Below are 13,365 nucleotides of genomic sequence, written 5' to 3'. Positions count from 1 at the left end.
GCCGTGACGGATGCGGCGATCAAGGAGTTGTTCCCGGAGAACAAGCACCTGCACAAGTGGCTGGACGCTGCTGCGGACCGCGTGGAATTCGAAGGGCTGCCGGCACGTATTTGCTGGCTGGGGTACGGCGAACGCGCCAAGGCGGGGTTGTTGTTCAACCAGCTCGTGAAGGAGGGCAAGGTCAAGGCCCCGATCGTGATCGGCCGTGACCACCTGGATTCGGGTTCTGTGGCGTCTCCGTACCGTGAGACCGAGTCCATGGCCGACGGGTCGGATGCCATTGCTGACTGGCCGTTGCTCAATGCCCTGATCAACACCTCCTCGGGTGCTACCTGGGTTTCGATCCATCACGGCGGCGGGGTGGGTATCGGCCGGTCCCTGCACGCCGGTCAGGTTTCCGTCGCTGACGGCACCGACCTCGCCGCGGAGAAGCTCGAACGACTCTTGACCAACGACCCCGGCATGGGCGTCATCCGCCACGTCGACGCCGGCTACGACCGCGCCGTCGAAGTCGCCAAAGAACGCGGCGTCCGCATCCCCATGAACGAGAAGTAGGCAACACCATGACCATTACCTCCAACGAACAACTCACCGTTACCCTCGGCTCCAGCGGCGTCACCCCGGAAGACGTTGTCGCCGTCGCCCGCCACGATGCCAAGGTGACCATCTCCCAGGAAGCCTTGGACAACGTGGCCAAGGTTCGTGCCCACATCGACCACCTCGCCACCAGCGACGTCCCGGCGTACGGCATTTCCACCGGCTTCGGCGCGTTGGCCAACCGGCACATCCCCAACGACCTCCGCACCCAGTTGCAGAAGTCGCTGATCCGCAGTCACGCCGCCGGCATGGGTCCGGCCGTGGAACGCGAAGTGGTCCGCGGCATCATGTTCCTCCGCGCCAAGACTCTGGCCTCCGGTCGCACGGGCGTCCGCCCCGTGGTGCTGCAGACCATGGTGGACGTCCTCAATGCCGGGATCACCCCGTTGGTCCGCGAATTCGGCTCGCTGGGTTGCTCCGGGGACCTCGCTCCGCTGTCCCACTGCGCGTTGGTTCTCATGGGCGAAGGCGAAGCAACGGGTCCCGACGGCGAGCTCTACGGAACGCCTGGAAACAAGACTGTTGCTGAGCTGCTCGCACAGCACGGGATCGAGCCCGTCACCCTCGCTGAGAAGGAAGGCCTGGCCCTCGTCAACGGCACCGAAGGCATGCTCGGCATGTTGCTCATGGCCATTGCCGATATCCGTTTGCTCCTTGCGACGGCGGATGTCACTGCAGCGCTCAGCGTTGAGGCACTGCTCGGCACCGACCAGGTCTTCCTCCCGGAGTTGCACGCTGCACTGCGGCCCCACCCGGGCCAGGCTGCCAGCGCGGACAACATGCTCCGCGTACTGTCCAACTCGCCCATTGTCGCTTCCCACCGGATCAATGACACCAAGGTCCAGGACGCTTACTCGCTTCGCTGCGCACCGCAGGTTGCCGGCGCTGTCCGTGACACCGTGGACCACGCCGCGCTTGTTGCTTCCCGCGAACTTGCCGCAGCAATCGACAACCCGGTGGTCCTCCCGGACGGCCGCGTGACGTCCAACGGCAACTTCCACGGCGCTCCCGTGGCCTATGTCCTGGACTTCCTGGCCATTGCCGTCGCGGACCTCAGCTCCATCGCAGAGCGCCGGACCGACCGCATGCTGGACCCTGCCCGCTCGCACGGTCTTCCGGCCTTCCTCGCTGGAGATCCCGGCGTCGATTCCGGACTGATGATCGCGCAGTACACGCAGGCCGGCCTGGTATCGGATAACAAGCGCCTGGCCGTTCCCGCGTCGGTGGACTCCATCCCGAGCTCCGCCATGCAGGAAGACCACGTGTCCATGGGCTGGCACGCAGCCCGGAAGCTGCGTAAGGCCGTGGAGAACCTTCGCCGCGTGCTCGCCGTCGAGCTGGTCACCAGCGCCCGCGCCATCGACATGCGGACGCAAATGTCCGACGGCGAACTCACCCCGGGTCCCGCCGGTGCTGCGGTGCTTGAGGTGCTTCGTGAGGTGGTCCAGGGCCCGGGAACCGACCGGTTCCTGTCGCCGGAACTGGAAGCGGCTGACCGTCTGGTTGGCTCCGGCGCGGTCCGTGCGGCCGCCGAATCCGCCGTCGGGATTCTGGCCTGACGTCGAATAAAGCGCTCATTTGATGGGCGTATTTGTCACGTCCCGGTCTTTGTACGCAACGCAATCACCGGGGCGTGGCAAATGTAGTAAAACTTATGGTGTACGTCACGTCCACGCCAACGATGTCGTGGGCTTGACGGTCAACCGTTCACACAACTCAATACACAACAGAGAACATCCACAAAGGGGTAGAAGTTCAATGAAGGCACGCGGAGCAGTCCTGTCCAGGCGAAGCGCTCACACGGCTAGGGTCACCGACTGGAAGACGCTGAAAGTTGGCGAGCGGGTTGAAGTGGTCAAGTACGCCCACGTGATCGCCGCCGGTCGGGTCGAGGAAGTTTCCGGAAGCGGCAACGTTGTATGGCTTGAGCACTCAGGGCCGGGCGTCACCGAAGAGGGCAAGGAACTGTTCATGAAGTCCGACGGCGTCACTCTCCGCCGGGCGTAGCTGCCCAACTGCGTCGCAGTTAAACAGAAACCGGGGCTCGTTCCCTTTCCGCGGGTAGTAGATGCGGAAGGGGAACGAGCCCCGGTTTTTTGTTCGCTGCCTTTAGTGCCGTCAGGGGTGGCAATCAGGCAGCGAGTACTTCGCGGGTCTGACCGAAGGGAACGGATTCGTCCAGAGCCACGGTGTAGGTGCCAGGCTCGTGCCGGGTCACCAGAATGCCGCAGTTAGCGTCTGCTGCTGCGTTTTCGATCAGGGTATCCACGGCGCGGTCGAGTCCGTCGTGGATCTCGTCTGCCTTGGAAAAGGACAGGCGAATTTCGCGTTCTGCAATCATTGCAGGGGTCATTTGGGGGCCTCCTATTACTTGCCGCATGCGAGGGCGACCCATCAATCATAGAGGCTGGGCGGCAAATATTTGTAAGATGACCGGCAGTTCAGTGATCCGGGTCTCATCTGCGAACCATGGCGCGGGGTAGTGCACGGGGAGTTTTGCCCCAGACGTGATGGCGGGATTCGAACCCGCGTGCGCTGCTTTGCAGGCAGCTCCCTGGCCTCTCGGGTACACCACGTGCCAACGACACCAGGCGCCCGGGTACTGCAGGATCAAAGTTCATTTCCCAGGCTTTCGCAGGGCTACGCGCGGTGTCCCGGAGCTACGCAGGGTTGCTTTTAGTTGCCGTCAATGACGCATGACCAGCCAGTTTCGTGACCCCGGACGCCACCAGAACCGTGAGAATGGCCGCCGCCATGTGCGTATAGAGCATGAGATGGACCGATCCACCGCTCGGGGCGGCTCCGGCTTCTGAGGAAACGTCCAGCTGGCCGCCGTGGAAGTGATCCAGGAACCCGCTGCCCGGGAAGTACCCTCCAGAGGCATCAAAGCCCAGATACAGCAGTTGCTGAGCCAAGCCGGACAGCAGCAGCAGCAACAAAGGACCATGCACCCAGCGGGAGATGACTTGGGCCGCCAGGCAGGAAAGTGCGGCAAAGGCCAAGAAGACGGGGACGGCCGGAATGCTGCCCCCAGCAAGCACATGCGCGGCCAATCCCAGGGCGACCGCTGCCAGCCCCGCAACCCAGGCCCACTTCTCCTGCACAAGAGCTGTGCGCATCGCCGTCCTTTCCTCCACACAGGCTATGTGGAGGAACGTGCCCAGGAACAGGCCTTTCCAAACGTCTGTCTATGCGAGCAGGGTGTTGATCAGGCGTGCGGCAACCTTCGCCGTCCGGGAATCAATGTCGAACTCCGGATTCAGCTCTGCAACGTCCAAGTGCAGCAACGCTCCGCTTGAAGCCACTTGCCGGCAGATTTCGCTGATCACCGGCAAAGGCACGCCGTAAGCGGCGGGCGCACTCACCCCGGGCGCCACGGACGCCGGCATCACGTCAAGATCAATGGTCAGGTACAGCACATCCACCCCGGCCAGGAAGTCGGCCACGAACACCTCTACGGCTTCCGGAGTGCACTGCTCATCAAGCAGGTACTTCACACCCAGCCGGCGGGCGGTGTTGAACAGGGTTCGCGTGTTGTTCGGCTCCGAGATGCCGACGACGGCGTACTGCAGTTCCCGCCCCTCGGCGGCTTCTGCGTGGGCCATCTGGAGGAACGGTGTCCCTGAGCTGGGCTTGGGCTCGTCGCGCAGGTCAAAGTGGGCGTCCAGGTTCAGCACACCCAGGCGCTTGCCACGAACGGCTTTGGAACCGGCCACGCCAAGGTAGCTGGCATAGGCGGTCTCGTGTCCGCCGCCCAGCACCACGGTGAGGTTGCCGGCGTCGAGCAGTCCCGAGATGGCGCGTCCGGCGCGCTCTTGGCCCGCCTCCAGCGAGTCGTCCTCCACAACTACATCGCCGGCGTCGAACACGTCGCGATCAAGGTGGAAAGCCAGCGGCCCCAGCGCTGAGCGGATGGCGGCCGGGGCGGCAGCAGCGCCCACGCGCCCTTTGTTCCGGAGGACACCGGCGTCACTGCAGAATCCGAGCAAGACGGCGGGACGTGAGGCTGCTTCGCTGCCGGACGCGCTATGGGGAGCTACTGCTTGCCACCAACGCCGGTGCTCATCGCCCTCGCCGTCGAAACGACCGGTCCATGGAGTGGGGGAGACATCTGCGGTGAGGGGGCTGCTTTCCATAGTTCAAGCACACCGGAGGCGCGACGCAAAAACCAGCCATTCCGCAGGTGGAGTGTCTGAAACTCCGGACTCCACCTCTAAGCCGACCGGGCGAGGACCTACTTTACGCCCAACAACTCCTCCACGGTTCCGATGCCGAAGAACAGCAGGAACGCGCCGGCCACAGCCCACATCAAGGGGTGGACTTCCCGGGCGCGGCCTTGGAACGTGCGGATCAGGACGTAGGAGATGAAACCGGCGCCGAGGCCGTTGGCAATGGAGTAGGTGAACGGCATGAGGGCAATGGTCAGGAACGCAGGAATGCCGACGCCCCAGTCCTGCCAGTCGATCTTGCCCACCTGGGAGACCATCATGAAACCCACGACCACAAGTGCGGGGGCAACGGCCTCGAACGGCACCAGGTTGATCAGTGGAGTGAAGAACATGGCCGCCAGGAAGAGGACACCGGTGACGATCGAGGCCAGGCCGGTTCGGGCACCTTCACCGATGCCCGCGCCGGACTCCACGAAGATCTGGTTGGAGGAAACCGAGGCTCCGCCACCCACTATTGCGCCGAGGGCATCCACCTGCAGGACCCGGTCCACGTTAGGGATATTGCCGTCGTTGTCCACGGTTCCGGCCTCGTTGGCAAGCCCAACCATGGTTCCCATGGCATCGAAGAAGATGCTCAGGAGGATCACGAAGGCGAGCAGGGCTGCAGCGATGAAGCCGAGGTGTTCAAAAGCGCCGAAGGGGTTCGCCTTGCCGATCAGGGACAGGTCAGGGGCGCCCCATTCGGTGAGTGTGGGGGCCACGAGGGACCAGCCACGGGGGTTCACGTTGCTGCCGTCAAAGCTCGGGCCAATCTGGAGCGTGAATTCGAGGATTGCGGCCAGCGCGGTAGAGACGACGATGCCGATCAGGATGGCGCCACGGACCTTTCGGACCACCAGGGCTATGGTCAAGATCAGGCCTACTGCGAACACCAGCGTCGGCCAGCCCATAAGCTTTCCGTCCACACCCAGGCCCAGGGGAACGGTGGTCCCCGCGGCATCAGGGATGCGGCGGACGAAACCCGCGTTGACCAGGCCGATGAGTGCAATGAAGAGGCCAATGCCCACCACGATTGCAGTCTTAAGGGCTTCCGGAACCGCCTTGAAGACGGCCGTCCGAAACCCGGTTAGCACCAGGATGAGCATGGTGACACCCGAGAGCACCACCAGCCCCATCATGTCCGGCCACGTCAGTCCCGGCTGTGAAGCCACGGTCACTGCGACGAAGGCGTTGACGCCCAGGCCTGTGGCCACGGCGAACGGGTGCTTGGCCCATGCGCCCATGAGGATGGTCAGGATGCCGGCAACGAACGCTGTGGTGGCTGCCACGGCTGTGAAACCCAGCGACGCGCCGCTCGAGTCAGGCCCGGAGAGGATCAGCGGGTTCAGCACCACGATGTAGCTCATGGCGAAGAAGGTCGCGAAGCCGCCACGGATTTCCCGCGAATATGTGGATCCACGTTCGGAGATCTTGAAGTAGCGGTCGACTGCAGAACCTTGTTTGAGCATGAAGGTCTCCGGGGATCGAGGGGAGTTTGCTCTCAAATCCTATGTGGTCCGGCGCGGAGCCTACCAACGATTCGCCTGGTCTGTAAGGAAGCCAACACCGGGAGCAACCGCCCCATGGGTACAGTCCGTCCGCTCCGGGCCGCCGTCGTTGCTGTTCTCGCCTTCGCGTCAGCCCTGCTGTTTTCAGCGGTTCCGGCGTCCGCCCACGACGCCGCGGTATCCACGACGCCGGCCAACGGTACCCGCAGTGGGTCCTGTCATTTATCTGGCTGTTACCGCACGGAAGAAACTTGCGCCCAGCAATAGCCTGGATAGTCATACTTCCGCGGAATAACGCGCTTTTCTACGCAGCTGCGAAGATCTCGAAACGGACACCGCGACACACCAGAGGCCCACTTCCCGTTACTTAAATGTGACTTCGGCGGAATCATCACGTAGGGTTGTACCTGTGCCTGTTCCACGTAGCGGGCACTTCCGGTCTGATTGCCTAGCTCTGCCGCAGTCCGGGATCCGTTCGCAGACAAACCTACGGCAGAGACGGGGAACCCAAATTAGGCCGCTTTCGAGCGCGCCTTGGGGTGAAGTCACGAAGCTTCCGCTGAACAGCGGGGGATAGTGGCCGGGTGACTCCCATCCGAATCCGACAGCTAACCTCGCAGGCATCGGGAGAGGCTCTTTCATGTCTTCACGCATTCTTCGCGGCCGTCGTAAGGCGGACAGCGTACGTCCTAATCCGTTCATCTCCATCTCGAAGGCAGTAGCCAGCAACGCCTCCGGCGCTGGACGCCAGGCAGCCGTTATAGCAGCAGCCTCGGGTCTCGTGTTGACCGGTTCCATTGCTGCTCAGGCAGCCGAGGCGCCGGTTCAGCGCGATTCCAGCCCTTCCACGGTTGCTGAGGCCGCCTCCGAGGCCCCCACCAAGGTTGTTACCGCGCTGGCAACGGCTACCATCAACTTCGAGCGTCCGGCTGTTGCTTCCGTAGCGGCTCCGGTCATCGTAAAGCCGGCGCCTGTTGTGGAGGCCCCGGTTGTCAAGAAGGCAGCCGTCACCACTGCTGCTGCAACGGCTCCCGTTGCCGCCCAAGCTACGGTTGGTGCCGCTCCTGTGGCTGCCCCGGCTCCTGTAGCTGCTGCTCCCGCCGTTGGCGGCGTCAACGCAGCCATGGTTGCTTCGGCCTACGCACAGATCGGTATCTTCCAGGACTGCACCGCCATGGTCGAGAAGGCTCTCGGCTCCGCAGGCATCCCGGTAGGAGACCTCGGTCCCATGCAGTTCATGAACTACGGCAAGGTCGTCAGCGATCCCCAGCCCGGTGACATGATCGTCCAGCCCGGCCACGTCGCCATCTACATCGGCAATGGCCAGGCAATCAGCGGTGGCATCAACGGCAACCAGACGGGCATCCACCCGATCAGCTGGTTGACAGCAAAGGGTGCACTGACCTACGTACGCCCTGGCGCATAAGGGCCTCGCGCTTCAGATCAAAGGCCGGTGCCTCCAAAGAATATCGTCTTTGGAGGCACCGGCCTTTGGCGTTACTTGCTGTTTGTTAATGTGTATCTGGAAAGTTCGACGGCGGCTCGGGGAGTCGCGTAGGCGGCGGGCGCGTGTAGTGAGCCCCTAGGCGAGGGCGATGCCTGGACCTTCAGGCAGGGCTACCTTGGAGGAGATGGCCTGACCGACTGCTTTGGCTTGCCTCAGTACTTCCTTCGGGGACGGAGTAATGAGGTCCCCGACGCCCACAAGGTGCATTCCTACCGCCCGCATGGCTGCGGCGAAGTTTTGGCCGACGGCTATTCCAAGCTCGGCGAGCATGCGGCGCAACTGGCTCTGGGCGCATCGTGTCACTACTACGTGGTCTGCCAGAAGGACGCCGTTGGCTGTGTGGACCGCCCATTGCCGTGGAGCGGATTCCAGGGGGCCGGATACGTGGAGGCCTGTTCTCAGGCCGGCTGTGGTCATGCTGGCCGCCAATCCGTACCCGATCTGCCGGGAGGGGTCTGACCCCAGGAAATCAAGGCGGACGGCACGGGTGGTGTTGCGGACGTCCAGTTGATGGTTGGCGGCGTAGTTCCGGAGGTGACGGAGGATCTCGTTGCGTTCTTGCATGGCGGCGGGATCGGCCACCTCGGTGCGTTGAAGCATGCCTGTGTGGACAGAAGGGCCCGTGGTGGACAGTGCACCGAACCCGTCCACGACGATTGAGTTCACGCCGAAGCGACTGAGCTCGCTGGCAACTGCCAAACCGGACATGCCGGCTCCGATGACCACGGTGGTGGTGCGTTCCGTGGCGGAATCAGGCGTGAGCGACACTGCTTGGTTCCTCCTTGACGTGTGTGCCTTACGGCATCGCGTGGGATCGCGTCCGAGTTCCCCAAGCGGCCGCAACTAAATGGCCGGAGTGTGTGGTGTGAAACACGTTGGCCGGCCATTCGGTGACTCGAACACTACCGAACTTTTTCGGCCATGGATAGCCTCTGCGACTGCGCGTTTTGTGTGTTCGTCCGGAGCGCAATGTTGACGTCCGGGAACCGAGCCCGGACCGTTATGCACATAGCCCAATGTCGCCTTGATTCGGCACTGCCGACCGAGAATAGTTGGCATTGGGAGGAGAAATTTCCAAGTTTCTCCTGCTCCGGCCATTGACAATGAAACAGCGAGGGAATCCGACGCGGAGAACCTCTGGCAGAATAGCCGGAACATCAAGCAGTAGGTGGAGAGGCGGGCCCCCATGGACCAGCACGGCAGACACAGTGAAGAGTCACAGGACGGCCAGGATCAGGCCGTGGAACCCGGTGGCATCGTGGTGGGAGTGGACGGCTCGGAGCATGGTCAATGCGCCTTGGTTTGGGCCGCGCGTGAGGCTGAACGGCGGCAACTTCCCCTGCACATCGTCACGGCATATTCAGTACCCATCTTCGCCGCCTCCGGGCTGGATGGTGGCTACGCAACGGTTGACGACTCCGTAATCCGTGAGGGCGCGGACGCGATAGTTCGGCAGGCGTTGGATAAGGTCTCCGGCTATGCCATTGACGTTGATGCTTCCGTGGAGAACGGCGATGCTGCCGGGGTCCTGTTGGACCTTTCCGCGGATGCCGCACTCCTTGTTTTCGGTAGTCGGGGTCGCGGTGGCTTCGTAGGGCGTTTGCTTGGCTCGGTCAGCAGCGCCTTGCCCGCCCACGCCAAATGCCCCACGGTGACAGTCCCGCTCTACTGTGCTGACCGGCTTGGAGAAAGCACCGAGGACAAACACATCAAGGCCGAGCATGCCAAGGCGGGACCACGAACCGTGGAAAACGTGGTCGCAGTGGGCGTGGACGGCTCGGAGCAAGCCCGCGTGGCCGTGCTCGAAGCTGCCGAGCAAGCACAGCGGATGGGTGCGAAGCTCCGGGTGATCTGCGCCGTACCGCAATATAGCGGCTCGCTTGCGTGGGTTCCGGCCCCGCTGGACCGTGATGCCCTGTTTGCAGATATAAAGATCCAGCTTGACGCGGGCGTCGACTGGCTCAGAAGCCACTTCCCGTCCTTGACCATCGAGACGGAACTCCGGGATGGTTCCCCGGTTGATGTTCTGGTGGAAACCAGCCGCGGCGTTGAATTGGTGGTTCTGGGTACCCGGGGCCGTGGCGGATTCGCCGGGATGCTGCTGGGTTCCACGTCGGATGGAGTACTGCACCACTCCAAGGGGCCGGTCATGGTGGTGCCGGATCGTGAGGATCCGCGGCTCGCTGATCGTCACAAGTTTGGGCCTATGCTCGGCGCTGCCTAAACGGAGCCTGCTACGTCCATGAACAGGAACTCCGGGTTGGTACTGGATATCGCCGAAATCCGTGGGTCAATGCTTTCGGAAGTCGGTGGCAAGGCTGCCAATCTAGGCGAGATGGCCAGCGTTGGCCTTCCCGTGCCGCCCGGTTTCTGCCTTACAACTGCTGCGTACCAACGGGCACTCTCCAGCGCTGGTCTGGAGGAGGTCTTCAGGGCTCTGAAGGTGACCACCGCCGGCTTGAACGCCCCGGACTTGGACCAGATCAAGGGGCTTGCCACACGTGCCCGGTCTTTGGTGCTTGATGCCGGTGTCCCCGCCGGGATCGCTGAAGCCGTGCGGTCTGCGTACGAAGCTTTGGGGGAAAACGTCCCCGTCGCCGTGAGGTCCTCGGCCACCGCTGAGGACTTGCCCTTTGCGAGCTTCGCCGGACAACAGGACACTTTCCTGAACGTGGTGGGCGCTGACTCAGTCCTGGATGCCGTGAGCCGCTGCTGGGCATCTCTCTGGACCGACCGTGCAGTGAGCTACCGGACCACCAACGGGATCGACCACGCGACTGTGGCGTTGGCTGTTGTGGTGCAAGAGATGGTGAATTCCGCGGTCGCCGGGGTGATGTTTACCGCCAATCCGGTCACCGGGAATCGCCACGAAACCGTCATTGATGCCAGTCCTGGCCTGGGAGAGGCGGTGGTGTCCGGCGCTGTGAATCCGGATCACTTCGTTATTGACCCCCGGAGGTCCGATGCCAAGGGCGGGGCCATCGTGAAGAGGACCTTGGGAGATCGGCACGTGGAAGTCCGTCCTGTAGCCGGTGGTGGCACGGAACGCTTGGAACGCCCCGATCAAGGCAGGCTTGAGAGCCCACCACCATGCCTCACTGATGGCCAGGTTCTTGCGCTGGCCACGTTGGGGCTTGAGGTTCAGGAGCATTACGGCGCTCCGCAGGATACTGAGTGGGCCATCGATGACGCCGGAAAGCTGTGGCTCACCCAGGCCAGGCCCATCACCACGCTCTACCCGCACACTACCCGCACCCCTCCCGCTCCCGGCGAGCACGCGTTCCTGAACTTCAGCCTCGCCAGGGCCTCACCCGGCCTCTGACGCCCATGGGTTTGGCCGGAATCCGGCTGATCGCCTCCAGCGTCGCCAGAGCTGCGGCTTTGGACGTTCCCCAGCTCCGGTCAGGACCGCCTGCCTACTACGAGGCCGGGCAACGCATCTTCTTTGACTTCACGGCGGTGCTGCGGAGCCGTGTGGGCCGGGCCATCGTGCCAAGGGTTTTTGACGTCATGGAAGCCCGCTCAGCCGCGATCATGCGTGGACTCTTCGATGACCCACGCTTCGCTGTCACCCTCAAGACGCCCATTGGACTGATCCGGCATGTGGCTCCTGTCGCAGCCAAGTACCGCGTTCCCGAGACACTTATCCGAGGACTGTTCCGTCCCGGCAGCGCTTTGAAGCGCGTGGAACGTCTCAACGCGGAACTGCGCAACACCTATTCCGTCCCGCCCGAAGCCACAGCGCATCAGCGGCTGGGCCACGTCCAGAGAATCCTGGGCGAGGAAGTCTTCGCCACGGTTCCGCAAGTGCTCCCCCTTCCGGCGCTCGGCTTCGCGATGCTGGTGCTGGTAAGACGGATTCTTGGAGGCCAAGCGCCCTACAACGAGCTGCAAACCGTCATCCGTGGCCTACCCAACAACATCACCACGGAGATGGACTTGACTTTGTGGAAGCTCGCCGCTGAGATCCGTGAGGATCCAGACGCCGTTGCCTCCATGGTTGGTCAAACTGCAGCTGAGCTGGTGGAACGGTATCGCGACGCCGACCTTCCAGAGATTGCCCGGTCCGGCGTGGAGAGGTTCCTGGGTATATATGGACACAGAGCCGTTGCAGAGATCGATCTCGGCATGCCTCGCTGGTCCGACGACCCCACGCACATACTCGGGGTCGTAGCCAACTACTTGAGGCTTGCAGAGGCTGCAGAGGCACCGGATCAACAGTTCACGCGAGCTGCGCGCGACGCCGATGAGCAGGTAGCGCGATTCGTGGCCCGAGCCCGGACGAAGAGTCCGCTGCACGCGGCAATCGTCAGAGCTGCTTTGGACCGAACACGGCGTTTCGCCGGGTTGCGGGAGTTGCCCAAATACAACGTGGTCCTGGGACTGTCAAGCGCCCGGGAGCAGCTGATTGTCGTCGGGAATGAGCTTGCGGTTGCACACCGAATCGAACGTTCTGAGGACATCTTCTTCCTGGACCTCGACGACGTCGAGGTCGCCTTGGCAGGAGATGACCTCCGCGAAGTGGTTGCCGAACACCGTGCGGTGTACCAGCAGGAACTCCGCCGCAGGCGCATTCCCAGAGTACTTTTATCTGATGGGACGGAACCCGAGGCAACGGTCAGCGGGAACGGTGGCCAGCAGAGCCCAGGCACCGTGCACCCAGGAACCCTGTCCGGCAGCCCGGCGTCGGCAGGTCAGGTATCTGCTCCCGCGCGCGTCATCATGGATCCGGTGGGCGCCCACCTGGAGCCGGGGGAAATCCTCGTGGCGCCCTCAACGGACCCTGGTTGGACGCCGTTGTTCCTCACAGCGGGTGGGCTGGTCATGGAGATGGGCGGGCCTAACTCACACGGCGCTGTGGTGGCCCGTGAATACGGGATCCCTGCTGTTGTGGGCGTCCCGGACGCCACCTCGCGCATCAGTACGGGGCAGCACATCACGGTGGACGGCGCAGCAGGGACCGTCAGCATCGAACACTCCGAGCAGTGAACAGCTCAGGTGTGCTGGTGCCGGCTAGCCCCAGCCGAGCTCATGCAAGCGGTCGTCGTCTATTCCGAAGTGGTGCGCGATCTCGTGGACCACCGTGATGGCCACCTCGTCGATGACCTCTTCACGGGTGCTGCAGATGTTCAGGATGGGTTGCCGGAAGATCGTGATCCGGTCAGGCAGGGAGCCTGCCTCCCACCAGGAATCGCGTTCAGTCAGCGGAACTCCCTCGTAGAGTCCCAACAGCACGGTGTCCGGATCTTCGCCCGGCTGCGGTGTGTAGTCGTCCTCGATAAAGATCGCCACGTTATCCATGGCGCTGGCCGCTTTGGGCGGGATCAACTGCAAGGCGTCACTGACGGCTTCTTCAAAATCTTCGGGTGACATGTCGTAGGGCCCTGAATCGCAGGCCTCATCAAGGGGTGCATTTTCGACAGGACTGTGCACCGCATTGCGTTCCCGTAGCGGCGACGAAGGGCGCTCGCCGTCGGGAACAATTGGCAGGCCGGGAGGGAGATTCGCGGGCATGATTCGACTTTAGTCCGCGTAAGCATCATTG

At 63.0% G+C, this 13,365-nt stretch carries 11 protein-coding genes, 1 tRNA gene, 1 pseudogene and 1 riboswitch; of the genes and pseudogenes, 6 read left to right on the top strand and 7 right to left on the bottom strand.

Annotation, left to right across the window (positions count from 1 at the left end; translation table 11 throughout):
* From ACLRGI_RS14860 to ACLRGI_RS14850, 3 genes are all read left to right on the top strand, one after another.
* Window positions 1-555 (top strand): urocanase-related protein (locus ACLRGI_RS14860; RefSeq protein WP_503827041.1); only part of this gene is annotated, 555 nt, incomplete at its 5' end.
* 8 nt (window positions 556-563) lie between these two features.
* Entirely contained in the window at window positions 564-2,156 is a 1,593-nt protein-coding gene (gene hutH / locus ACLRGI_RS14855; protein ID WP_419202395.1) for a histidine ammonia-lyase, read from the top strand.
* A 199-nt stretch (window positions 2,157-2,355) separates the two neighbouring features.
* Entirely contained in the window at window positions 2,356-2,604 is a 249-nt protein-coding gene (locus tag ACLRGI_RS14850) for a hypothetical protein (protein WP_419202394.1), read from the top strand.
* 124 nt (window positions 2,605-2,728) lie between these two features.
* On the opposite strand, the gene ACLRGI_RS14845 is transcribed toward ACLRGI_RS14850, so the two are convergent.
* The 5 genes from ACLRGI_RS14845 to ACLRGI_RS14825 all read right to left on the bottom strand — a co-directional run bounded on the left by ACLRGI_RS14845 (window position 2,729) and on the right by ACLRGI_RS14825 (window position 6,274).
* Window positions 2,729-2,950, bottom strand: coding sequence for a hypothetical protein (locus ACLRGI_RS14845; protein ID WP_419202393.1), 222 nt, complete (start codon window positions 2,948-2,950; stop codon window positions 2,729-2,731).
* Window positions 2,951-3,102: 152 nt separating this feature from the next.
* A tRNA-Cys gene (locus ACLRGI_RS14840) sits at window positions 3,103-3,173 on the bottom strand.
* Window positions 3,174-3,257: 84 nt separating this feature from the next.
* Window positions 3,258-3,716, bottom strand: coding sequence for a hypothetical protein (locus tag ACLRGI_RS14835; RefSeq protein ID WP_419202392.1), 459 nt, complete (start codon window positions 3,714-3,716; stop codon window positions 3,258-3,260).
* Window positions 3,717-3,785: 69 nt separating this feature from the next.
* Window positions 3,786-4,733, bottom strand: a complete 948-nt coding sequence (gene hutG, locus ACLRGI_RS14830; protein ID WP_419202391.1) for a formimidoylglutamase — start codon at window positions 4,731-4,733, stop codon at window positions 3,786-3,788.
* Between the two features lie 98 nt (window positions 4,734-4,831).
* Complete coding sequence (locus tag ACLRGI_RS14825; RefSeq protein ID WP_419202390.1) at window positions 4,832-6,274, bottom strand: NCS2 family permease; 1,443 nt, start codon at window positions 6,272-6,274, stop codon at window positions 4,832-4,834.
* Window positions 6,275-6,782: 508 nt separating this feature from the next.
* Window positions 6,783-6,950, top strand: a riboswitch (cyclic di-AMP (ydaO/yuaA leader).
* A 3-nt stretch (window positions 6,951-6,953) separates the two neighbouring features.
* Between ACLRGI_RS14825 and ACLRGI_RS14820 the strand changes: the two genes are divergently transcribed.
* On the top strand, window positions 6,954-7,739 hold the full coding sequence (locus ACLRGI_RS14820; protein WP_419202389.1) for an NlpC/P60 family protein: 786 nt from the start codon (window positions 6,954-6,956) through the stop codon (window positions 7,737-7,739).
* 156 nt (window positions 7,740-7,895) lie between these two features.
* On the opposite strand, the gene ACLRGI_RS14815 is transcribed toward ACLRGI_RS14820, so the two are convergent.
* The gene (locus ACLRGI_RS14815; protein WP_419202388.1) at window positions 7,896-8,588 is read right to left on the bottom strand and encodes an NAD(P)/FAD-dependent oxidoreductase; all 693 of its coding nucleotides are present in this window, start codon (window positions 8,586-8,588) and stop codon (window positions 7,896-7,898) included.
* A gap of 418 nt (window positions 8,589-9,006) precedes the next feature.
* Between ACLRGI_RS14815 and ACLRGI_RS14810 the strand changes: the two genes are divergently transcribed.
* Both ACLRGI_RS14810 and ACLRGI_RS14805 read left to right on the top strand, forming a co-directional pair.
* Entirely contained in the window at window positions 9,007-10,044 is a 1,038-nt protein-coding gene (locus tag ACLRGI_RS14810) for a universal stress protein (RefSeq protein ID WP_419202387.1), read from the top strand.
* An 18-nt stretch (window positions 10,045-10,062) separates the two neighbouring features.
* Window positions 10,063-12,809 (top strand): annotated as a pseudogene (locus ACLRGI_RS14805) (PEP/pyruvate-binding domain-containing protein).
* A gap of 24 nt (window positions 12,810-12,833) precedes the next feature.
* Here the strand turns inward: ACLRGI_RS14805 and ACLRGI_RS14800 are convergent.
* Entirely contained in the window at window positions 12,834-13,334 is a 501-nt protein-coding gene (locus tag ACLRGI_RS14800) for a metallopeptidase family protein (protein ID WP_419202386.1), read from the bottom strand.
* Between the last annotated feature and the right edge of the window lie 31 nt (window positions 13,335-13,365).

It is taken from the genome of Paenarthrobacter sp. PPS72, assembly GCF_048537125.1.
Lineage (GTDB): Bacteria > Actinomycetota > Actinomycetes > Actinomycetales > Micrococcaceae > Arthrobacter > Arthrobacter nitroguajacolicus_E.
This window is presented reverse-complemented; position numbering and strand designations above follow the sequence as displayed.